Origin of the sequence: Fictibacillus sp. NRS-1165, assembly GCF_050468105.1 — a bacterium.
GTDB classification, from domain to species: domain Bacteria; phylum Bacillota; class Bacilli; order Bacillales; family Fictibacillaceae; genus Fictibacillus_C; species Fictibacillus_C terrinigri.
In genome coordinates this window covers 1-21,412 of sequence record NZ_JBDPNU010000028.1, presented here as the reverse complement: position 1 = coordinate 21,412, position 21,412 = coordinate 1, and the positions used below count along the sequence as shown (strand labels likewise).

Here is a 21,412-nt window from a genome sequence, read left to right as displayed (position 1 = left end):
GAAAAGGGTTTTGTCCTTTTCTCTTTTGCCTTTCCGGTCATTTACCTTCACTTTTTTTCCGCATTACCGGAATTTTCTCTCTTTAAAATATTCATAAAAATATCAAAAGTGTGACAGCCCTTTATCTGCTTCATTTTGGCACGGAACTTGCAAGATAGAATGACAGAGCAGAAAAAAGGAGTGAACATTTATGAAACCTGTATTATCTTCATTTAAAGAAGCGGTAAAGGACATTCAGGACGGTTCCGTACTTATGGTAGGCGGTTTTGGCTTGGTCGGTATCCCTGAAAATCTTATTCTTGCCCTTGTCGAAAAAGGGACTAAGGATTTAACCATCATCTCCAATAACTGTGGCGTCGATGATTGGGGCCTTGGCCTTCTTCTGAAAAATAACCAGATAAAGAAGATGGTAGGTTCTTATGTAGGAGAGAACAAAGAATTTGAGCGGCAAGTTTTATCGGGTGAAATTGAGGTTGAACTGATCCCGCAAGGCACATTGGCGGAGCGTATCCGAGCAGGCGGTGCAGGCATCCCGGCGTTTTATACCCCTGCCGGAGTAGGAACTCCACTTGCTCTAGGCAGAGAGATCAGATCTTTCGGAGGGAAAGAATACATGCTGGAAACGGGGCTTCAGGCAGATTTCAGTCTCATTCGGGCTGCCAAAGCGGACAGAATGGGCAATTTGGTCTATCACAAAACAGCAAGAAACTTTAATCCTCTGATGGCCGCAGCGGGCAAGGTAACGATCGCAGAGGTGGAAGAACTGAACGAGACAGGATTTTTGGATGCCGATGCCGTCTACACTCCTGGAATCTATGTCCAGTCCCTTATTGTCGGGTCACAGGAAAAAAGAATTGAAAGGTTAACAGTTGCCAATTAATAGAACGGAGGATATCGATGAGTATGAAAGTAATGGACAAAAAAGCGATTAGAGAAAAAATCGCCAGACGTGCTGAACAGGAAATTGAAAGCGGTTACTATGTCAATCTAGGGATCGGAATGCCTACTCTCGTTGCCAATTATATCTCGGGAGATAAGCGTGTTGTTTTGCAGTCTGAGAACGGACTTTTAGGAATAGGGCCTTACCCTGATGAAGCTAACGTTGATCCTGATTTAATCAATGCCGGGAAGGAAACGGTCACAGCAATCGAGGGCGCTTCTTATTTTGACAGTGCAGAATCCTTCGGAATGATCCGGGGCGGGCATATCGATGTGGCGATCCTTGGAGGCATGGAGGTTTCCAAAAGTGGCGACCTGGCGAACTGGATGATCCCCGGAAAAATGATAAAAGGCATGGGAGGCGCGATGGATCTTGTCCACGGGGCGAAAAAGATCGTCGTCATCATGGACCATGTCAGCAAAGACGGAAAAAGCAAGATATTAGATGAATGTACCCTGCCGTTAACGGGGCGAGGTGTGGTCAACCGGATGATCACAGAACGAGCTGTGATCGACGTCACCGATAACGGTTTGGAGCTTGTCGAAGTAGCCAAGGGCTATAACGTGGAAGACATCTGCCAATGCACCGAGCCCGACCTTACTCTTTCAGAAAATATTAAGCTCGATTCCTATTAAATGATGTCCAGAGCAATGAAAGGAGAGATGCCGTTCCTTCAACCGTTTTCCAAAAGACTTTAACATTCAGGTCATTAACACAATAGGGGGGTTACCTAGTGGATATCATTATTATCTTATTGGCTTTATTTTTCCTTATGTTTGTCGCGTACCGCGGCTTCAGCGTTATTTTGTTTGCACCGATCGCTGCGCTTTTCGCCGTCCTTTTAACTGATCCTGGCCATGTCCTCCCGTTCTTCTCGGGAGTGTTCATGGAAAAGATGGTCGGGTTTATTAAACTATATTTCCCTGTCTTCCTGCTTGGTGCGATTTTCGGAAAAGTAATAGAAATGTCAGGCTTTGCAAAATCCATTACAAGAGCGGTCATCAGATTAATCGGACCGAGCAGAGCCATGCTGGCTATTGTCCTTGTCGGGGCTATCCTTACCTATGGCGGCGTCTCCCTGTTCGTCGTAGCCTTTGCACTCTATCCGTTCGCTTCCGAGCTATTTAAAGCGGCGGATATTCCGAAACGCCTCATCCCTGGAACGATTGCGCTCGGTGCGTTCACCTTTACGATGGATGCATTCCCGGGAACACCGCAAATTCAGAATATCATTCCTACTACGTTTTTTAAGACGGATACGTGGGCTGCACCTTGGCTTGGATTGATCGGCGGTCTGTTTGTTCTTGCGATTGGGATGACCTATCTGGAATGGAGAAGAAGGAAAGCAGCCAGAGCTGGAGAGGGCTATGGAACCGGTCATATTAACGAGCCGGAACAAATTCCGGATGAAGTGCTGCCAAATGCCTTTGTTGCCATCCTGCCTATTCTTCTCGTCGGTATTTTCAATAAAGTATTTACGAACCTCATTCCTAAGTATTACGGAACCGTGTTTGATTTCTCAAAAATTGGAATGAAGGATGTCCCTCCTGTTGAAATTCCTAAACTCGCTGCGGTATGGGCGGTCGAAGGAGCCCTTGTGATCGGAATTGTAACCGTTCTCTTGTTTGCTTTCAGACAAGTAAAATCAAATTTCAATGCCGGCATCAATGTTTCAATCGGCGGAGCACTGCTCGCTACGCTCAATACCGCTTCCGAATACGGATTCGGTGGAGTGATCGCGGCTCTCCCTGGCTTTGCGGCAGTTAACAAAGGGATGGCCGATACCATTCAGGATCCTCTCGTTAACGAAGCCGTGACAACAACTGCCCTGGCTGGCATTACGGGTTCAGCCTCCGGCGGTTTGAGTATTGCCCTTGCCACGATGGGAGATAAGTATGCCGCACAGGCCGACAAACTTGGTATCGACCCTGAAGTTCTTCACAGAGTCGCTTCCATGGCGAGCGGCGGAATGGACACTCTTCCTCATAACGGAGCAGTCATCACCTTGCTTGCTGTTACGGGATTAACACATAAACAATCCTATTTTGACATTTTTGCGATGACCATCATTAAAACGATTGCTGTATTTTTCGTGATCGCCCTCTATTATCTTTTTGGCATCGTTTGATTTACCTGGGATGAACACAAGAAACACGCTTTAGCCTTGGGTGCTGGAGCTAGACATTCCTTCACAAATTTTGCTTACATCAACACGTAAAAAGGAGAAAATGGTATGGGAAGCTTAGTACAGGATAAAGTCGCATTTATTACAGGAGCTGCAAGCGGAATCGGACTTGAGATCGCTATTGACTTTGCCAAAGAAGGCGCAAAAGTGGCCATTTGTGATTTAAATGAGGAAAAGGCCAGAGATGCGGCCGCTTCACTGCGGGAAAAAGGATATCATGCTATAGGAACAGCTTGTGATGTCAGCGATGAAAGGATTCTCAAACAAGCCATGGATGAGGCTGTTAAGGAATTCGAAAGACTGGACGTCGTCATCAACAATGCTGGCCTCCAGCACGTATCACCGATTGAAGAGTTCCCGACTGAGAAATTTGAGCTTCTGATCAAAGTGATGCTGACTGCGCCATTCATGGCGACAAAGCATGCATTTCCGATCATGAAAAAACAAGGCTTCGGGCGCATCATTAATATGGCCTCCATCAATGGGCTCGTCGGGTTTGCCGGAAAAGCTGCTTATAACAGTGCGAAGCATGGCGTGATCGGTCTGACAAAAGTGGCTGCCCTTGAGGGTGCAGAGCATGGAATTACGGTAAATGCCATCTGCCCTGGATATGTCGATACACCGCTTGTAAGAAATCAGCTCTCAGACTTGGCACGGACCCGGAATGTAGAACTTGAAAAAGTTTTGGAGGAGGTCATCTATCCTCTCGTTCCGCAAAAACGACTGCTTTCAGTTAAGGAGATCTCTGATTATGCGATCTTCCTCGCCAGCAATAAAGCTGGAGGAGTTACTGGCCAGGCCATTGTCATCGACGGCGGATACACCGCCCAATAAAAATAGAGATCAACTTCGAGAAAGAGCCCGCCTGTGAGTCTGGAGGGCTTTTCTCTATTTAGAATGGAGGAAATAAGATGAGAGCGAAATGGATTGGAATAACGGCTGCAACTGCGCTATTGCTGTTTTCAAGTCTATCAGAGGTTCATGCTGGGAAAGGGCCGCACCAGCCCGCTGATTTTAAAGGGGCACATGATGTTATAGAAACCCGCTTTGATGGGAAAGACGGCAATTGGCTAACAACGAAGAATCCAAAGCAGTATGAAGCGGCTACTGTCTATGGAAATCTTGGTCTGGCTCCTTACAATTGGGGAGAAAAGTCAAAGGGAACAGGCTGGAACAAGCTGTATCAGCCGGCAGAGGTTAAGGGCACTCAAGTGAACGGAACCTTCGATGATGCCAAATTTGTAGTCAGGGTGCCGGATGACTGGAACGGCAAGCTTGTTGTTTCGGGTATTCCTGCTACTCGGAATGAAACGTCAACAGACCTCCTGTTCAGTGACTTTATGCTGGCTAAAGGATATGCTTTTGCCGCCATTGATAAAGGCACTCAAGGGACAGAAGATCCCAGCGATCCTTTCGCAAAGGTAAAAAATGCTCTTGTAAGCGATGATGACAGCATTTCCGAATGGCACCAAAGATTCCGGCAGATCACCATCGCTGCACAAAACTATCTCGTAAAACATTATTCTGACCAGCTTATCAGGAGAAACGACAGAAAAAACCCTGCAAGCAAGCTGATCAAGCCTTACCACCGGGTGCCGACATACGCGGTCGGCATATCCAATGGAGGCTATGTTGTCCGCTACGCACTGGAGCATGACGGCATGAAAAAAACGGGGTATCCTGCTTTATTTGACGGCGGCATCGATTGGGAAGGTGTATTGTGGAGGGCTCACAAACCCAACCTGATCACCTCTCTCACTCCTGTTGTCAATCATGCGGAAAAGGCATTGTACGGAACGCCTGCGGAACAGAGGACGGCCCGGGAAGCGTTATACCATTCCGGCCTTCTTAAAGGATCAGAAAATCTATGGAATTATCATGACCAGGTATACTGGTTTGTGACCCTAAATATTTACAGAGATGAACTGGATCCCACCGCTCCAAACCGCCTGGACTGGAGAAATTACTTAAACTTCAAGAACGGGGTCCGCGACCGCACCTATGATTCCATTTTTCAAGATTATGATTATAGCTCCCGGCCGGAACAGGTGAAAAAGAACGTGGAAGGCATTGAAAATACTGGTGAAATCGACGTTCCCCTAATCAGCCTGACCGGTTCCTGGGATTCTCTTATCTTTCCATTCATCCATGCTGACCCTTATGATAAACTGATAAAACAGAAGGGCCGGGGCAGCCTTCACCGGCTGTATACCATCGAGAAGGGCAACCATGTAGACAGTCTTGTATGGAACAGTGCGACCGATCCGAAAAAAGAGCTTCAGCCTCTACTTCCTTACGTCTATCAATCATTCGATCTGCTCGTTGACTGGGTAGAAAAACATAAAAAGGCTCCGGGCAGCAAGAAGGTTGGAGCACCGGACGACCCGGCGAAAGTCATTGATTTAAAAACCGGAAAAGAACGAGAACCGATGACAACCTCTGTCGACGGTAAATAAGACAACATCCGCAGGTTAGCACCTGTTCTTCTGTGATCAGCTCAGGTGCTCTCTTAATTTTAAAAAAGGATGCCCGTTAATATCGGACATCCTTTCCTGCTATTTGCCGAACACACCTTTTAAAACAAACATCACGTTTGCTGGACGTTCAGCCAGACGGCGCATGAAGTAGCCGTACCAGTCGTTCCCGTATGGGACATAAATACGCATTTTGTACCCTTCCTGCATGAGCTGATCCTGGCGCTCCACTTTAATGCCATAAAGCATCTGGAATTCAAACTGATCCATCGGGATGGAATGCTTTTCCACAAGTGCTTTCGTATAGTTGATGATTTCATCATCATGAGTCGCAATGGCCGTATAGTTGCCGTTCAAAAGGTGTGTTTCAATAAGTTTTTTATAGTTTTCATCCACATCCGTCTTATCAGGGAACGCTACTTCTGAGGATTCCTTATACGCGCCCTTCACGAGACGAAGGTTCGGTTGGTATTCATTTAAATCCTTTACATCATCAAGCGAGCGGTACAGATACGCTTGAATAACGGTTGAAATATTATCAAATTCGCTTTTAAGCTTCTTGAAGATATCAAGTGTCTTGGCGCAGCGCGAATAGTCTTCCATATCTATGGTAACGAATACATTATGCTTCTGGGCAGTTTGCATGATCTTGCGCATGTTGGCCATCACAAGGTCATCACTGATATCAAGACCCATGGACGTCAGCTTTAAGGATAGCTGGGAGTTCACGTTTTCTTTTGCGATGGCTTTGATCGCATCGATGCAATGCTCTGTCATTTCCTTCGCTTCAAGCTCGTTATCAACGAACTCGCCTAGATGGTCGATCGTTACAGGCATTCCTTTCTCGTTCAGTTTTTTGATCGCTGAAATGGAGCTGTCTAGTGATGCTCCGGCAACGAATCGGCTTGCTCCAAATTTGAGGCCGTACCTCTTCGCAAGCTTTGTCATTGTTTTGTTTTTTGCAAGAAACAGAAAGAAATCTCTCATCGCCTGTTCCATAACTTTTCCCCCTATTATTCAGTATCAGTTGCCCAATTATCTATCTCTTTGTAGAGGTGCCTGGCACCCGAATTACACAAGTGTGTAATTGAGGTGCCTGGCACCGCTTTTTTGGCAGCGCTTAATTTACTGAACTTTCAATGATGTATCCGCTTTAATCATATCATTTAAATGATCGTTTTGGGCTTTTTTGAAAAATTTCGACATTTTTTGTCGTATCATCCTCATTCTCCAGAATCCAAAAACATCCTGTTTTCCTTTATGATATGAATCTATAAGGGAATTTTCTTCTTTCTGCCCTGAAGAAAACCCCCATTTTCATCATTATTTACCGCTTTTTTGGCGTTGCTGGTCGTTCAGCTGCTTGATCTCCGAAATGATCTCTTTGATACCTTCTTTGCCTTCTGGATAACTTTCGTTCCAATGCTTAACAAGAGCCGGCATTGATTTAGCGATATAGGTATACAAAGCCCACATCTTTACTTTTTCCTTCTTATCCTCATCACTGTCACCGAGCAGCAGTTCAGTGTATTTCTCCAATAGACCGTCAAACTGCTCGCGAATCTGCTGTTCCATGTCAATTCCCTCCTATTTTTCGTCATTGTAACAATAGAGCGATAAAAAAGAAAGCCTGCCAAAAACGCGCTTTCTTTCCATCGATTTCACTTCCACCAGACGGAATTTGGATACATATCTTCCCCAATGAAAACTGTTTCTCCAATTTGAGGAGATGCGATTGGCAAGCCTTTTCTCGCAGCTTCTTTCGTTACCCGTTCAATCGGATCATTCCAGTCATGAAGTGCAAGTGTAAATGCTGCCCAATGAATCGGAATAAGCAAACCGCCTTTCACATCTATAAATGCTTGAACGGTCTCCTCAGGCATCATATGGATGTTCGACCAGCGTTCGTCGTACTGTCCGCATTCCATCAAGGCTGCATTAAATGGTCCGTAACGTTCCCCAATCGTTTTGAAATGGGGTCCATACCCGCTGTCTCCACTAAAAAAAACTTTGGTCTGCTTATCTCCGATTACCCAGGAACACCACAATGTAGCGTTCCGATCGGTTAAACTGCGCCCTGAAAAGTGCTGGGCGGGCGTACATACGAGATCCAGGCCTTCCCACTCGACTTCATCCCACCAGTCGTGCTCACTAATTTTTTCCTGATCCACTCCCCATCTCTCCAGATGGCCTCCAACCCCAAGAGGAACAAAGAACCGTCCTGTTTTCTCCTTCAATTTTCTGATGGACCCGAAATCCAGATGATCGTAGTGATCATGCGAAATAAAGATGGCATCTATGAAAGGAAGATGTGAATTTTCAAACGGCAAGGTCTTGCTGTAGCTGTACCTCTTCCCTCCGAACATCGGAAAAGGAGACGGAGATTTTCCAAACATCGGATCTATCAGCATACGCTTTCCGTCCATCTCCAGCATGAGAGCAGAATGGCCAAACCAGGTAATCCCTGCGTCCTTTGAGCCTCTGGCAGCCTTTACATCAAAGCCGATGGTTTTCAGCTGCTGATGAGGCTTCCCATTAGGGTTTCCTTTGATAAAATCTTTAGCGATTGAGAGAGTCGTAGTGAATGAGGTGTCCATGACAGTCGGGATTTCGTTCACAAAACGGCGGTCTGAAAATTGGGCCGAGGCCTGAAAAGACAGCCGTCTTTGCTTGGAGGGTTTTGTTCCAAAGACAGGATATCGTTTCAGAAAAACATAAAGAAAAAGCACCATTAGAATAATTGTGATTATCGCAGCCGTCATCCCGTTCTCCACCCGTTCTTTTTTACTAGTATGTTCCTATTTCAGTATACAATAACTCACGTTTTATATATCATAAAACGACCGCTGCACGAGGCAAGCGGCCGATCATTTTAAATGGAAACAGAAAACATAACAGTAAGATAAAGAGCCAATGCTAAACCAGTTGTCAGCAAAAACATGAACCATGGCCCCGCATTTTTGCGAAAAAGGAGGAAGGCAGCTAACAGAAAGACAAGAGACATAGCGCCAAATGCGCCTGACAAAACACTAGGAACAAGCTGCACCGTTGTCCCGGCAGTGACACCCTTTTCAAAGAAAAAGGTAAAGAGCCCGGACGGCTTCTGAAAAGCCAGTGTTTGAGCTACATCATGCGGAGGCTCCTGCTGCGTCATAAGGGAAGTGGCAATAAAAATGAGGAGCAGGAACACGCCCTCCAGCCTCATCCACTTGTAGGGAGAAAATGCCGGTTCGTTGATTTTCCGGCGAATCCAGAACGTGTTGATGAATGCATAGACGACAACGACTACAAGGAATACATGTTTGATTAAAAGAGCCTGTCCATAGTTTAACATCCATGAATTGTAATACTGAGGCACAATGAAACTCATCAGCCAGATTCCTGCAGCAATGGACACACAGAGGCAAATGAGCGCAAACGGTGTATACCATTTTAGAAAGGCAGTAAGCTTCTCTCGATCTTTTGAGAACCAGCTGACTGCCAGTAAGGTTCCCGTCCAGCTGGTTACCGCAAGAAAATGGAGAGAGTGAGCAGCAAGGCCACCCCATTCATTAAGCGTTGCTGCATGGCTCGTATAACCTATAGCAGCTGTAATCATGATTCCAATAATGAATGAAAGCCTGGCAAGAAAGCGATCCTTTGAAACATCATTAAAATACACAAGAACAAACAACAGAAAAGAGAGGGCTAGTATAAAGAACCAGCCCTTCCCGATATCAAACGAAAATAGAATATCGTTCAGAGTCGGCCAAAATCCGAAGTCCTTCCCCAATGTCAGCGCAAGCTCAAGGACTTGGGAGAATGCTGTGACCGGAATCAGGAAAATGCATATCAGCAGCCACTTTTTAGGTATATGAATGGTGGGACGCTTCTCAGCAGGCATCGTATACAATAAGAACGCTCCAATAAAAAGTGAAAAAACAACATATAAAACCGCTTTTGCAACAAACAGCATATGAGAATAATCCCCCTGTGTTATTTTGTATGTACCTTTAGTAATTTACCATATAATCACAAGGGATACCATTCACCAGGACGATTAAACCATTATGGCCGGGCAATCGATAACAAGCTTACAGATTTTTAATTTACCTGTTTTTAAAAGTGATCTTTTGACCAAAAGATATATGAAGCTTCAGGAAACAATGTTTCAAATGGAATGAGGGAGCCTCTCAATTGTTCGGAAGCACCCTTCAATAGACAGCTTAAAAAATCGGCTGTATGAATTGTCAATTCTTCATTCCCCCAACGAAACTTCCAAGACTCATTCGAATGAGAGAGGATCACATCCTTCTTTCCTGCTAAGCGTCCCCGTTCTTTTAAAATAGGTTCCAGCGAATGTTGCACCCCTTTTTTGTTTATGATTTTCCACATGTCTTCTCGAAGGTTCTCAGCCCTACATGACATTTCCGAAAGAATTGGATGTTCCTGAGGCAAAAGGCACACAATTTTCTCCACTTCTTCATCCAATAACGTTAAGAACAGCTCGGACATGCTATCTTCCCCACCCTCCACACCGCAGAGCTCATGGATGATCAGCTTATTTTGTTTTTTTTCCGCCCGTGCATAGCTCCGGATTCTTCCGCCATATTCAGCTAGCAAGAAGATCTCATCATTGGTCTTATCACTTTCTATCTGCTTTAGCCAATAATCTTTCAACCGGATTCGCGGCCCGTTTAATTTTTTGGAAAAAGACTCATAGATCAATGCTAACCTGCCCCAATCATTATGGTTAGGAGTTGCCATTTCCCATTCTTTATTTCGCTGTACTTTTTTAAAACTCCGTCGCGCCTCTTTGGCATCCACATGAAAAACAGGATGAGCGATACTGTGCCATCCGGCTTTTTCGTAAAATCCAGGTATGCCAGTAAACAGAATGGAAAAAACAAATCCTTCATGGCTTAGCTGTTCTTCTGCTTGTTTTAAAATTCGATGTGTGAGGCTAAACCCGCGATATTCTGGCAAGATTGCCACATTTCCTATACCCGCCGTTTTAAACGGCAGACCTGAGATATAGACCGAAAAAGGAAAAATCTGTACAACCGATACGATATTCCCTTCTGATTCTGCAATCCAAGTAGTATCCAATGAGTAGTTGGTTTCCTTATTTAAACGGTCTTGAAAGAACGATTTCTCTTCCGGAAAAACTGTTTCGAGCAGTTGAAGAACGGCTTCCAGCTCGTTTTCATGCTTGAGTGTTCTTATATTAAAATGTTCCACTGTGCATCTCCTCCCACTTTCAACGATTCCCTTTCTTTCAGAAAAAAAACAAGCCCTAAAAGCGGGGCTTGTTGCATCAAATTCTTATCCTCTATTTTTCATTCTTTTGGCAGTGCTTCGAAATTCCTTCAAGCCTTTTCTTGTAATATTGAAGTGTTGATCCACATAGCCTTCCTGCAGGAGTGATTCAGAGACCTCCTGGCTTATTGTCGGCTGAATGGATTTGACTTTCTGGTTTAATTCATCAAACGTCGCACCGAGGATCACGTCTTTTCCTAGAACCGCTATAACATCATTGAGGCTGTTGACTGTCACGTTTTCTGCGGAGATGTGGACATTTGCGGATTCATCCGCATCTTCAAGCTGAGCAGCAACCTTGTCCGCTTCCATCTGAATGAGAGCTGCTTCCTTCTCTTTTTGCAGAAGATAATCAATGTAATCTCTCTTGTCTTCTTGCTGAAGATCTTGATTGAGCAGCAACCGGTCGATGATTTCATTCTGCACCTTTTTTAACCGTTTCAGCTGGTCCTTATGCTCATCAAGTGATTTCACTAGATCTTCTTCACTTTTTACAGGGGCATTCTCAGCAATAGACGCCGTATGACCCCGCTTCCTGTTTCGTTTCAACAGCCCCGGTGCACTGCCCCCTAATAAGTGGACAATCTCGTTTACTTTTGAGTAAAACAGAGCTGCGATCGCAATCGCAAACACGGCTAAAATAAATGATAATAAGTCCGAGAAATGAAAGGTAAACTTGGCCGTCGCTACTTTAAACATGAGAACCATGCAAAACAGGCTGATCAGGATAATCTTAAACCAGTTGTTTCTGTTTTTAATCTTATCGTCCATCGTATGTTTCATTAAATTGTTCCTCCTTAACTTTCGAAAACACTGCGTATGAAAATGAGAACTTAACATCATTTCGTGCGTCTTCAAACGTATATGGCTATATATGTATTGTAAACAAAAGGGAATGGATTAGCCAAACGTAAAGAAACCCCATCCCGTTTTTTCGGGGAGAGGGCAGTGAAAACGGGATTCTAGATCAAAACAATGGTCTTATTGCTGCTGATGGTTGTTCCAGGATGGTGGCCGTTCTTGCAGATCTCCGAAAATGCGCCCTTCTGGTCAAAGTTGAACAAGTGGATCGGAAGCTGATAATCTTTTGCCAGAATCAACGCTGTCTGGTCCATCGCTTTCAGGTCATTTTTTATCGCTTCTTCGTAGGAGAGAGAGACGTACCGTTTTGCCTTTTTCTCTATTTTAGGGTCACTGCAATATACACCATCTATCCCGTGTTTGGCAACAAGCAGTGCCTCCGCATCCATTTCAAGAGCGCGCTGGACCGCTGGATAGTCACTTGAGACGAAGGGCTGCCCATTGCCGCCCGCGAAGAGTACAATAGCACCTTGCTCGAGGTGTTTGATGCTTTTCACACGGTTGTAATGCTCTGCCGCCGCCAGCTGTTCTGACGCCATGACAATGACTTCCCGATCTGTCAGACTCTTAAGGGCGCTTTTAAGCATTAAGCTGTTGATCACCGTTCCTAACGTACCAATTTGATCGGCTTCTACCCGGTTCATTCCCCATTGCTCTGCAAGGCTTCCTCTAAATATGTTTCCTCCTCCGATCACTGCCGATACTTCAACGCCACAGTCCGCTACATTAATCATTTCCTGTGCAATATGGCTCAGTTTTTTCGGATTGAATCCAAAATCCCCTTGTCCTGCGACCGCTCCTCCGCTTAATTTGATCAGCACCCTCTTATACCTCAACATATCTTTTCCTCCCTCAAGGTAAAATCAGCATTTGATCGATTGTTGTCTGTCCATTCATAAAAAAAGAACCAAATCCTTTAAAAGGCCTTGTTCTTCTATGGCGAATCCGTTCCATCTGTGATCAGCTTTCCTTGCGACCAAGAGACCCGCCTCCTTTTTCTTCTACATTATATTGACGCAGAACCCAAAAAGTTCGTTGTAAAAATGGCATAAAAAAAACATGGTGCCAGGCACCCGCATTACACATGTGTGTAATTGCGGTGCCTGGCACCGGTTTACTTCGTCGTTAGTGCTCCCACTGTTGATTCGTTTCTGTTTCGAACTTTCACCTTTTTTCGTTCGGCATTGAATACAAGGTTTAAAACAATCGCTGTCAGGCTGCCTGCTACAATGCCGTTATCCGTCAAGATACGAACGGCCTGCGGAAGCTTCGCAAAGAGGTCCGGCTCCACGGTAACTCCAAGGCCAAGGCCGACGGAACATGCAATAATCAAAAGATTTTCCTGTTTGCCGAAATCTACATCGCTGAGCATTTTAATGCCTGAAGCAACGACCATCCCAAACATCGCGACCATTGCACCTCCCATGACCGCCGTAGGAATCAGTGTTGTTATCGTTGCTACTTTTGGCACAAGGCCGAGGACGATCAGCATGCCGCCTGCCGTGTAGATCACATTTTTTGTACGAATGCCGGATAACTGAACAAGTCCTACGTTTTGTGAATAAGTTGTATACGGGAATGCGTTAAACATACCTCCGAGTATGACAGCCAGCCCCTCCGCACGGTAGCCTTTCGTCATCTGTTCAGGGCTGATGTCTTTGGCGCAGATTTTTCCTAATGCAAGGAAGACACCCGTAGACTCAATCATACTCACGATCGCCACGAGAACCATCGTAAGTATGGCGCTGACATGAAACGTCGGAGGACCAAAGTAAAAGGGTTTGACCATATGGAACCAAGACGCATCTGCGACAGGCCCGAAATCCACTTTCCCCATAAAACTGGCAGCAACTGTCCCGGCAATCAGGCCGAGAAGGATGGAAACTGCACGGATAAATCCAGTAAACAGCCGATAAACAATAATGATAAACGCAAGAACACCAAAGGAAAGCATCAGATTGTCCGGTGAACCAAAATCCTTGCTCCCCTGCCCGCCGGCCATATCCTGAATCGCCACCGGAATGAGGGTTACTCCGATAATCGTCACTACTGAACCTGTTACAACCGGAGGAAACAATTTAATGATCTTTCCGAATAAACCAGCAAGCAATACAACCGCAAGCCCTGACACCAGAATCGAACCATAGATCGCTGAAATTCCATACTGAGAGCCGATTGCGATCATCGGCCCGACGGCTGTGAACGTACAGCCGAGAACAACCGGAAGTCCGATTCCGAAAAAACGGTTATTCCAAACCTGTAAAAGTGTTGCCAGTCCGCAGGTCAGCAAATCGATGGAGACTAAGTAGGCGAGCTGTTCTGTTGATAGCTTCAATGCCCCGCCGACGATCAAAGGTACGATGACTGCCCCGGCATACATCGCGAGTACGTGCTGAATACCGAGTGAGAATAACTTGCCGTTTGTCATTTTCATAAGCTCCAAGCCTCCTGTCCGCTTCTGGTAAACGTAATGCTGCCATTGGAAAGAGAAGCGACTCTTGCCAGCGACTCAACCCTGTATCCTTTTTTCAAAAGCTTCTCACGGCCGGACTGGAATGATTTTTCAATCACAATGCCAAACCCGGCAACCTCTGCTCCAGCTTCCTCTACCAGGCTCGCCAAGCCGAGTGCTGCTTCTCCATGCGCGAGAAAATCATCAATGACAAGAACCCTATCTCCTGCCTTCAGCCATTTTTTCGAAACGGAGATTTCATTTTCTTCTTCCTTAGTGAACGAATAGACCTTTGCTGTTAAAAGATCACCATTCTGGGTCAGTGACTTGCGTTTTCGTGCAAAAACGGCCTGGACACCCAGCTCTAGCCCCGCCATCACAGCAGGCGCAATACCCGATGATTCAATCGTCAGCACTTTTGTAATTCCCTCTTTTTTATATAACCGGGCGAACTCTTGTCCTACCTGCTGCATCACCTGGGGATCAATCTGATGATTTAAAAAAGAATCCACTTTGAGCACATGCTCTGACATTGCCTTTCCTTCTTTTAGGATGACTTCTTCAAGAAAATTCATAATCTATCTCCTTTAAGTTACTGACAAAAAAAGACTCGGAAAAGCGCCTCCCTACGTGAGTGAAGCGTTTCTCCGAGCCATAATCGGTACTCGAAAGTTAAAAAATCGAAGGGTTTCCATCTGCAAAACGTGCAAACAAAAACAGAACGATTTAAGCGACACCCGTAGTCGGATCATTTACGGCAATCCGGTAGAGACTTGCAGGCCATATCCCTGCGATTATACGAGTCTATGAAGTTAGACACATTATAAAATAATTTTTCCCAAAAAGGAAGTATTGTTCGGAAAAAAGTGGAAATGTCAAAGAAAGGCTCTTTTAAAGCATAATAAAGTTGGAAAAATCCAAACTATCCAACTAAACCAGCCAGATCCTGCTGTGAGGAATCTTCTCTTTTTATGTTATTTCTTGATCACTCCGCAAAGGACACGGTCTCCGGAATTTCCGGTAGGGTCGGTCTTGTAGTCATCCGCTTTTGCATGAACGACAAGGGCAGTGCCTCCCTCTTTCAGCAGGGAATTGCTTTTTCCTTCCTGAAGGGTCACGAGCGAAGACATGAGGTCACCTGTCGCTTTGCCGGATGAATCTGCTTTTATATTCTTGAGATCACCCACATGCGGGCCTTTCGGGTTTTTAAATCCATGCAACTTGCTTGTAGGATTGAAATGCTTTCCTGCTGATTCAAACTTCGGCGCTTCACAAACTCCTTTTTCATGAAAGTGGATTCCATGTTCACCCGGAGTCAGCCCTGCAGCCTCCACTTTTACGTTAACACCTTCAGCTGCCTGCTGTAGTGTCGCGGTACCGGCTTTCTTGCCTTTCGCATCCATTAACTCCACCGTTACCGGCTTTGCCTTTGTCATGCTGGATGCTCCTTCTGATTTTTTCCCACTGTCCATATTGTGATTCTTATGATCCTCCTGGCCGGTACTGCCGCAAGCAGCAAGCGGCGTACATATCATCAAGACACACAGAGCCATAGTCCATCTCTTCATAATAAACTCCTCCTCATTAATGTGTTGACCTACCTGGAGGAGTTTTAAACCTTTAAGAACCTAAATAGTCCGTTGGAAGTACGTCTTCGATAATTCTACCGCCGTTTTTCGAAACCTTGTATCCTTTGGCATAGTGCCTGGAACTTATTATTTTCGCAAGCTCTCCATCTATAAAATGAAGTCCCGCCCCGTCATCGGCTGCGTAGCCTTCCGATAACCCATGCAGAATGAGGTCATGATAAGATGGCCTTCTGTTCTCTTCCCCATCATAATGAGGGCAATGGCTCTCTTTTAGAAGACCGAGACAAGATATCCGTGTCAGTTTGCCTGGGATCGAATCGGTGGCCCCTTCTTCAAACCAGCAAAGCGCTTCGGCACTGATGCCGGCAAGAACGATTCCCTTTTCATAAGCTTCCTGCAAAATATGATCCAGCCCCCATTCCCGCCACAAGGCCATTAAATTCCTTGTATTGCCCCCGCCGACATATATCACGTCCTGATCCAGAACAAACCGTTTAAGGTCTACAGATGGCGGCTTGAACAGCGAGAGATGTGACGGAATGCACGCATGCTGTTTAAACGATTGATAGAAGCGTTCTACATAGCCATCCGCATCTCCACTCGCTGTCGGCAAAAAACAGATCTTCGGATTGTTCTTCCGAGATTGCCGCAAGATATACTGATCCAACAAAGGGTTTTCGGGTTCCATGGAAAACCCGCCCCCGCCCAAAGCTATGATCTGCTTCATAATGCCCTCCCCCTTCACATGCCCTTATCTTATCAATAGAGGCATTTTGCGTGAACTATTTAAGAAAAAACCACCTTTATTATAAAGATGGTTTAAGCAGGATTATAGATCTCTTCTCAGCGCCTTCAGAACATCCACTTGAGTTGCTCGAACCGCAGGCCGCAGACCGGAAATGAGTGTAACGCCAAAACATATGGCAATGCAGATCAAGGGAAGCGTTACGGGAATATAGGAGAAATAAAAGTTCTCAGGCGGTTTTTCATGAAAAAATTGTTCGATCAGCAGAGGAAGAAACATATTGACACCGTAACTGAAAAGATAGGCAATCAACGTTCCAAAAAATGCACCGAGCAAACAAATAAAGCTGCTCTCCATCAAGAAAATCTTCTTGATGACTGCCGGGTGGGCTCCGATAGCTTTCATGATGCCAATGTCCTGCGCTCTTTCGTGACCGCCATTGTCATCGTGTTGAAGATGCCGATCGAGGCGATCAAAACGGCTACGGTCCCAACCGTTATCAGTCCAATCTTAATGATTAAGAAAACGACGTTAATTTCCTTTAATTCGTTTTGCGCGGAATACGTGCTGTAGCCCAGCTTTTAAATCCTTTTAGAGACCTCTTCCACTTGGCCGGCATCATGGGTGTATACGTTAACATCAGTGAACACATTGTAACTTTATCATCCCTGGAGTTTTGCGGGTTGTTCATTATTCCTCTCGGCGTTTTGGTGAAGGCCTCAACCTCTTTTAATATCCCTTCTGAAATAAAAACCGACTCATTTAGAAGCCATTTCTTTGAAGATTTTTTGCCTACTCCGACAACGGTGACCGGTATTTTTTTCTTGATGACCTTCTTTCCTTCCAACTGCTGAATTTCCAATTGCAGTGTTTTTCCGAGCACCTTCTTTTAAACTGGTGATCCTTCATTTATCTTGTGCTTCCTTTTCACTCAGTCCCTTCATCTCTTTTTCAGGAATTTCTTCCATCAGTGACTTGGCAAAGTCATAGCCGACAATCACTTCATTTTTATGTACCGGCATCTTTCCGCTGCTTAGCTCAAACCCGGTTTTTTTTTCGGCTGGCATATAAGCGACCATCGTTTCGGCTTGTGATTTGTAGCCCTTCAAATGATAGAATAAATTGTTTTCTACTCGTTGTTTTCTCGTTACCGTTTTCGTGTTCTTCATTTTGTCCAGCCGGTTCACTTCTGTAATCGTAAAAGGCTTTTCCTCATGCACCTCGATTTCCGTCATCAGCCGGCCGTTCGTGATATCCTTGATCGCCGTTCGGTGAATCCCAAAACCGATGGAAGCTAAAACGATCAAGAATGCACAGCCGATCGTGGCAGCAAGAACGGTCATAAACACCCTTGTTTTATTCTTTTTCATGTTCGCCCGGACAAACCGGTATCTATCTTTGAACTTCATAGATATTTCTCCCTTCATTCAAATGGCCATCCACGATTTCTATCCTGCGGTGTGCGATCTGAGCTACTTCTTCATCATGAGTAATCATTAAAAACGTAATTCCATAATCCTGATTCAGCTTTTGAATAAATGAAAGCAGCTCCTTTTCATTGTCACTGTCCAGACTACCCGTAGGTTCATCCGCAAGAATGATCGGTGGATTGACGATCAATGCCCTGGCGATACTCACCCTTTGCTGCTGGCCTCCAGACAGTTCACCTGGATAATGTCCTCCATATTCACTCAAACCGACCCGCGCCAGAATCTCCTCGGTCTGCTTCCAGCGAATTTTTTCATCTACTCCTTTTAGAACGAGCGGAAGCTGAACATTTTCGAAGGCTGTCATGCTCGGAATCAATTGAAAGCTTTGAAAAATAAAACCAAGATGGTTCAACCGGAAATCGGACCACTCCCCCTCCTTAAAAGAGGTAACCTCTGTTCCGTCGATCAGGATTTTTCCTGCCGAAGGTTTGATATAGCCGCTGATTAAATTCAGCAAAGTCGATTTTCCCGATCCGCTTTTGCCGACAATCGCCACAATTTCACCATTTCGCACCTGAAGATTAATATTGTGCAGAACCGGCACAATTCTTTCTTTTGTTTTTTGACCGATTCGAAACTCATTAGAAAGCTGTTCAATGTTAATCATTTCCTTTTCCCCTCCATGTGTATTACTCTATCTAGTACAAATGTTACGCACAGTTTTTTCCATTGTAAATTATCCCCTAAAAACCTTCAAACTTTCTTAAGATTTTTTAGGTTTATGGTAGGATGAAAGAATCAAGAAAATGAAGGGAAATGAGGGGATCGTATGAATAAATGGCAAAGCAGAGAAGCATTGACAGGGCTTGTGAAAGAGCTGGTTGAAATCCCGAGCATATCTCAGCAGCCCGCAGAGATTGCGATGGCGGAGCATCTCTTCTACACATTAGGGTCACTTGATTATTTCAAGAAAAACCCACATCATTTGCAGCTTCAGCCGATGCCTGATGGACGAAAACTATTGACCGCTTTTGTACAGAATGGCTCACACGAGGATACCATCATCCTTCTCAGCCATTTCGACGTCGTCAATGTGGAAGATTTCGGAGATTGGAAACATTTAGCTTTTCGGCCTTCTGAATTAACAGAACAGTTTTACCAGGCGGATATGCTGCCTGACGGCTTAAAAAAAGAATTGGAAGAAGAAGATTGGCTGTTTGGACGGGGAACGATGGATATGAAAGCAGGTGTTGCTCTTCATCTGTCTATGGTCGAGCAAGCAGCACACGGTAAATTCCCCGGAAACATCCTCATGGTTTCTGTTCCCGATGAAGAAGTAAATTCTGCCGGAATGCTCGCTGCTGTACCGGTATTGGAGCAGCTGAAGAAACAGTACAATATTACATATAAAGCCTGTTTGAACGGAGAACCCGCCTTTACCCGTTACCCCGGTGACGAGAACAAGTATTTCTATACAGGGACGGTAGGCAAAATCTTACCCGGATTTCTTTGTTATGGACGCGAAACACACGTCGGTGAGCCCTTTGGAGGCTTAAACGGAAACCTCATGGCTTCACAAATAACAAGATTGCTTGAATTGAACATGGATTTTTGTGAGACGATGGACGATGAGGCGATTCCTCCTCCAACGAACCTCGTTCAAAAAGACTTAAAAGATCACTATTCTGTACAGATTCCGCATATCGCTGTTACCATGTTCAATCTGCTTCTGATGGAAAAGTCGCTGGAAGAGATCAACTCACAGCTTTTATCGATCGCAAAAAAAGCAGCCAAGGAAGTAGAATCCTTCTTCTATGAGCGGTCACTGCAGTACTCAAAGCTTGTTCCTTTTGAGGTAAACGAAATATCCATATCCGTATTCAACTTTCAAGAACTGTATCAGCATGCGGTTGAGCTGCACGGACAAGAAGAAATTACAAGACGTGAAAATTACATCCTGTCCAATCATCCACATCTCGATGACCGTGATGTTACAACCATGCTGGTGAATGACCTGGCAAGCTTGTGCAAGCAATACGCACCCATGATTGTATTGTTTTACGCTCCTCCTTTTTATCCGGCTGTCTGTTCCAAGGATGATGGGCTTATTCAGAAAACATCCCGTGAAGTCATTCAGTTTGCAAAGGATAAACATCAAGTCACGCTTAAGAAACAGAATTATTTTGCCGGCCTTTCGGATCTCAGCTATATCGGTTTACCTTATGAAAAGGCCGAACTAATACCATTACTTGAAAATATGCCGGTCTTCGGTGAACGATACAAGCTGCCGATTGATGCGATGGCTTCCATGTCGATGCCTGTCATGAATCTCGGACCTCTGGGACGTGACGCGCACAAATGGACAGAACGGCTTCATATGAACTCGTTCATTCAGACACAAGACTTGATATCCTTTACCATCTCTAAACTTCTGACCAATGAATAGTACGGATTGTCGAATGATTTATCCCTTTGATGGCAAGAATAAAGTAAAAGAATTTATGAAAACGGGGGAAAAAAATGGCCTGCTATAGTGAATATGAAGCATTAAAAGACGTCATTCTTTGTCAGCCTTCATTCATGAAGATCCGTGAAGTCATCAATGAAACTCAAAAATATTATGCGGATGAAAATATAGACACTGAACTGGCCATGAAGCAGCATAAGCAGTTTTCCAAAGCTTTGGAGGACAGAGGGATTACGGTTCGCCAGCTTCCTCCTCTTGAAAAATACCCGGAACAAGTATTTACCCGCGATATAGGATTCACGATCGGCCACACCCTATACATTTCAGAGATGGGGCGCGAGATCAGGCAGGGCGAAGAAAAAGTATTAAAAGACTGGATGAATGAAGAACATATCACCATCAAAGATTTAAAGAGTGACAGCATCGAAGGCGGAGATGTTCTGCTGGACCGCCAGACCGTCTTTGTAGGCGTGAGCCACAGGACAAGCAGGGCGGCTATCGAGAACCTTCAGAAGCATGAGCCTGATTACAGCGTCATTCCGGTACCTTTCAATGAAAAATTTTTGCACCTTGATTGTGTCTTTAACATCCTTTCCCCGGAGGAGGCCATTATTTATCCGCCCGCTTTTCATGAAGAAGAGCTAAAACTCCTGGCCTCAAAATATAAAACGATGGAGATCAATAAAGAGGAACAGTTTACCCTCGGCACCAATATTCTATCGATCGGCAACAAGACCGTTCTTGCCTTGCCCGTTAACAAGGAAATCAATGCTAAACTGAGAGAAAACGGTTATGAAGTAATCGAAGTTGATATTTCAGAAATCATAAAATCCGGCGGTGCCTTCCGTTGCTGCACCCTTCCGCTGGACCGTGAAAAAACAGCCTTATGAAGGCTGTTTCAGACCGCAGACAAACCCCATTTCAATTCATATTGAAATGGGGTTTGTCCTGTTTTTGTCCTTTTTCGTTAA

22 protein-coding genes and 1 riboswitch are annotated in these 21,412 nt (G+C 44.9%); of the genes, 7 read left to right on the top strand and 15 right to left on the bottom strand.

Going from position 1 to position 21,412, the window contains the following annotated elements:
* Positions 1-190: 190 nt before the first annotated feature.
* The 5 genes from ABHN01_RS14065 to ABHN01_RS14045 all read left to right on the top strand — a co-directional run bounded on the left by ABHN01_RS14065 (position 191) and on the right by ABHN01_RS14045 (position 5,581).
* Positions 191-880 carry a CoA transferase subunit A gene (locus ABHN01_RS14065; RefSeq protein WP_429876073.1) on the top strand — a complete coding sequence of 230 codons (690 nt, stop codon included), beginning with the start codon at positions 191-193 and terminating at the stop codon, positions 878-880.
* A gap of 17 nt (positions 881-897) precedes the next feature.
* Positions 898-1,575 (top strand): 3-oxoacid CoA-transferase subunit B, encoded by a 678-nt coding sequence (locus ABHN01_RS14060; protein ID WP_429876072.1) that lies wholly within the window; start codon positions 898-900, stop codon positions 1,573-1,575.
* 98 nt (positions 1,576-1,673) lie between these two features.
* A complete protein-coding gene (locus tag ABHN01_RS14055) occupies positions 1,674-3,068 on the top strand; it encodes a GntP family permease (protein WP_429876071.1) in 1,395 nt (464 codons plus the stop codon).
* A gap of 105 nt (positions 3,069-3,173) precedes the next feature.
* Positions 3,174-3,959 (top strand): 3-hydroxybutyrate dehydrogenase, encoded by a 786-nt coding sequence (locus tag ABHN01_RS14050; protein WP_290398423.1) that lies wholly within the window; start codon positions 3,174-3,176, stop codon positions 3,957-3,959.
* Between the two features lie 77 nt (positions 3,960-4,036).
* The gene (locus ABHN01_RS14045) at positions 4,037-5,581 is read left to right on the top strand and encodes an alpha/beta hydrolase (RefSeq protein WP_429876070.1); all 1,545 of its coding nucleotides are present in this window, start codon (positions 4,037-4,039) and stop codon (positions 5,579-5,581) included.
* 99 nt (positions 5,582-5,680) lie between these two features.
* On the opposite strand, the gene ABHN01_RS14040 is transcribed toward ABHN01_RS14045, so the two are convergent.
* From ABHN01_RS14040 to ABHN01_RS13970, 15 genes are all read right to left on the bottom strand, one after another.
* Entirely contained in the window at positions 5,681-6,598 is a 918-nt protein-coding gene (locus ABHN01_RS14040) for a proline dehydrogenase (protein ID WP_290398421.1), read from the bottom strand.
* A gap of 324 nt (positions 6,599-6,922) precedes the next feature.
* Complete coding sequence (locus tag ABHN01_RS14035) at positions 6,923-7,174, bottom strand: YusU family protein (protein ID WP_429876069.1); 252 nt, start codon at positions 7,172-7,174, stop codon at positions 6,923-6,925.
* 86 nt (positions 7,175-7,260) lie between these two features.
* Entirely contained in the window at positions 7,261-8,361 is a 1,101-nt protein-coding gene (locus tag ABHN01_RS14030; protein ID WP_429876068.1) for an MBL fold metallo-hydrolase, read from the bottom strand.
* 110 nt (positions 8,362-8,471) lie between these two features.
* Positions 8,472-9,554 (bottom strand): copper resistance D family protein, encoded by a 1,083-nt coding sequence (locus ABHN01_RS14025; RefSeq protein ID WP_429876067.1) that lies wholly within the window; start codon positions 9,552-9,554, stop codon positions 8,472-8,474.
* A gap of 143 nt (positions 9,555-9,697) precedes the next feature.
* Positions 9,698-10,819 carry a GNAT family N-acetyltransferase gene (locus ABHN01_RS14020; protein ID WP_429876066.1) on the bottom strand — a complete coding sequence of 374 codons (1,122 nt, stop codon included), beginning with the start codon at positions 10,817-10,819 and terminating at the stop codon, positions 9,698-9,700.
* 84 nt (positions 10,820-10,903) lie between these two features.
* Positions 10,904-11,680, bottom strand: a complete 777-nt coding sequence (locus tag ABHN01_RS14015; protein WP_429876065.1) for a hypothetical protein — start codon at positions 11,678-11,680, stop codon at positions 10,904-10,906.
* A gap of 179 nt (positions 11,681-11,859) precedes the next feature.
* Positions 11,860-12,597, bottom strand: coding sequence for a UMP kinase (gene pyrH / locus ABHN01_RS14010; RefSeq protein ID WP_429876064.1), 738 nt, complete (start codon positions 12,595-12,597; stop codon positions 11,860-11,862).
* 275 nt (positions 12,598-12,872) lie between these two features.
* Positions 12,873-14,192: a nucleobase:cation symporter-2 family protein gene (locus ABHN01_RS14005; protein WP_429876063.1), complete on the bottom strand. Its 1,320-nt coding sequence runs from the start codon at positions 14,190-14,192 to the stop codon at positions 12,873-12,875.
* Positions 14,189-14,785, bottom strand: coding sequence for a xanthine phosphoribosyltransferase (locus ABHN01_RS14000; RefSeq protein ID WP_429876062.1), 597 nt, complete (start codon positions 14,783-14,785; stop codon positions 14,189-14,191). The genes ABHN01_RS14005 and ABHN01_RS14000 overlap by 4 nt, the downstream gene beginning before the upstream one ends.
* Before the next feature lie 145 nt (positions 14,786-14,930).
* Positions 14,931-15,032, bottom strand: a riboswitch (purine riboswitch).
* Between the two features lie 152 nt (positions 15,033-15,184).
* Positions 15,185-15,778 (bottom strand): superoxide dismutase family protein, encoded by a 594-nt coding sequence (locus tag ABHN01_RS13995; RefSeq protein WP_429876061.1) that lies wholly within the window; start codon positions 15,776-15,778, stop codon positions 15,185-15,187.
* A gap of 52 nt (positions 15,779-15,830) precedes the next feature.
* Entirely contained in the window at positions 15,831-16,526 is a 696-nt protein-coding gene (locus tag ABHN01_RS13990; protein ID WP_429876060.1) for a Type 1 glutamine amidotransferase-like domain-containing protein, read from the bottom strand.
* A 102-nt stretch (positions 16,527-16,628) separates the two neighbouring features.
* Positions 16,629-16,949: an ABC transporter permease gene (locus ABHN01_RS13985; protein ID WP_429876059.1), complete on the bottom strand. Its 321-nt coding sequence runs from the start codon at positions 16,947-16,949 to the stop codon at positions 16,629-16,631.
* A gap of 136 nt (positions 16,950-17,085) precedes the next feature.
* On the bottom strand, positions 17,086-17,406 hold the full coding sequence (locus tag ABHN01_RS13980) for a hypothetical protein (RefSeq protein WP_429876058.1): 321 nt from the start codon (positions 17,404-17,406) through the stop codon (positions 17,086-17,088).
* 43 nt (positions 17,407-17,449) lie between these two features.
* Entirely contained in the window at positions 17,450-17,953 is a 504-nt protein-coding gene (locus ABHN01_RS13975; protein ID WP_429876057.1) for an ABC transporter permease, read from the bottom strand.
* Complete coding sequence (locus ABHN01_RS13970) at positions 17,937-18,641, bottom strand: ABC transporter ATP-binding protein (protein WP_429876056.1); 705 nt, start codon at positions 18,639-18,641, stop codon at positions 17,937-17,939. The genes ABHN01_RS13975 and ABHN01_RS13970 overlap by 17 nt, the downstream gene beginning before the upstream one ends.
* A gap of 162 nt (positions 18,642-18,803) precedes the next feature.
* Between ABHN01_RS13970 and ABHN01_RS13965 the strand changes: the two genes are divergently transcribed.
* A complete protein-coding gene (locus ABHN01_RS13965) occupies positions 18,804-20,420 on the top strand; it encodes a M20/M25/M40 family metallo-hydrolase (RefSeq protein ID WP_429876055.1) in 1,617 nt (538 codons plus the stop codon).
* A gap of 74 nt (positions 20,421-20,494) precedes the next feature.
* Positions 20,495-21,331: a dimethylarginine dimethylaminohydrolase family protein gene (locus tag ABHN01_RS13960; protein ID WP_429876054.1), complete on the top strand. Its 837-nt coding sequence runs from the start codon at positions 20,495-20,497 to the stop codon at positions 21,329-21,331.
* The last annotated feature ends 81 nt before the right edge of the window (positions 21,332-21,412 follow it).

Excerpts from the sequence above, each read along its gene's own strand:
- ABHN01_RS14025 (WP_429876067.1), bottom strand. The coding sequence starts at position 9,554 with ATGCTGTTTGTTGCAAAAGCGGTTTTATATGTTGTTTTTTCACTTTTT.
- ABHN01_RS14045 (WP_429876070.1), top strand. The coding sequence starts at position 4,037 with ATGAGAGCGAAATGGATTGGAATAACGGCTGCAACTGCGCTATTGCTG.
- ABHN01_RS14015 (WP_429876065.1), bottom strand. The coding sequence starts at position 11,680 with ATGAAACATACGATGGACGATAAGATTAAAAACAGAAACAACTGGTTT.
- ABHN01_RS14050 (WP_290398423.1), top strand. The coding sequence starts at position 3,174 with ATGGGAAGCTTAGTACAGGATAAAGTCGCATTTATTACAGGAGCTGCA.
- ABHN01_RS13985 (WP_429876059.1), bottom strand. The coding sequence starts at position 16,949 with ATGAAAGCTATCGGAGCCCACCCGGCAGTCATCAAGAAGATTTTCTTG.
- ABHN01_RS14030 (WP_429876068.1), bottom strand. The coding sequence starts at position 8,361 with ATGACGGCTGCGATAATCACAATTATTCTAATGGTGCTTTTTCTTTAT.
- ABHN01_RS14000 (WP_429876062.1), bottom strand. The coding sequence starts at position 14,785 with ATGAATTTTCTTGAAGAAGTCATCCTAAAAGAAGGAAAGGCAATGTCA.
- ABHN01_RS13975 (WP_429876057.1), bottom strand. The coding sequence starts at position 17,953 with ATGAAGTTCAAAGATAGATACCGGTTTGTCCGGGCGAACATGAAAAAG.
- ABHN01_RS14040 (WP_290398421.1), bottom strand. The coding sequence starts at position 6,598 with ATGGAACAGGCGATGAGAGATTTCTTTCTGTTTCTTGCAAAAAACAAA.
- ABHN01_RS14005 (WP_429876063.1), bottom strand. The coding sequence starts at position 14,192 with ATGAAAATGACAAACGGCAAGTTATTCTCACTCGGTATTCAGCACGTA.
- ABHN01_RS13990 (WP_429876060.1), bottom strand. The coding sequence starts at position 16,526 with ATGAAGCAGATCATAGCTTTGGGCGGGGGCGGGTTTTCCATGGAACCC.
- ABHN01_RS13965 (WP_429876055.1), top strand. The coding sequence starts at position 18,804 with ATGAATAAATGGCAAAGCAGAGAAGCATTGACAGGGCTTGTGAAAGAG.
- ABHN01_RS14060 (WP_429876072.1), top strand. The coding sequence starts at position 898 with ATGAGTATGAAAGTAATGGACAAAAAAGCGATTAGAGAAAAAATCGCC.
- ABHN01_RS13970 (WP_429876056.1), bottom strand. The coding sequence starts at position 18,641 with ATGATTAACATTGAACAGCTTTCTAATGAGTTTCGAATCGGTCAAAAA.
- ABHN01_RS13960 (WP_429876054.1), top strand. The coding sequence starts at position 20,495 with ATGGCCTGCTATAGTGAATATGAAGCATTAAAAGACGTCATTCTTTGT.
- ABHN01_RS14035 (WP_429876069.1), bottom strand. The coding sequence starts at position 7,174 with ATGGAACAGCAGATTCGCGAGCAGTTTGACGGTCTATTGGAGAAATAC.
- pyrH (WP_429876064.1), bottom strand. The coding sequence starts at position 12,597 with ATGTTGAGGTATAAGAGGGTGCTGATCAAATTAAGCGGAGGAGCGGTC.
- ABHN01_RS14065 (WP_429876073.1), top strand. The coding sequence starts at position 191 with ATGAAACCTGTATTATCTTCATTTAAAGAAGCGGTAAAGGACATTCAG.
- ABHN01_RS13995 (WP_429876061.1), bottom strand. The coding sequence starts at position 15,778 with ATGAAGAGATGGACTATGGCTCTGTGTGTCTTGATGATATGTACGCCG.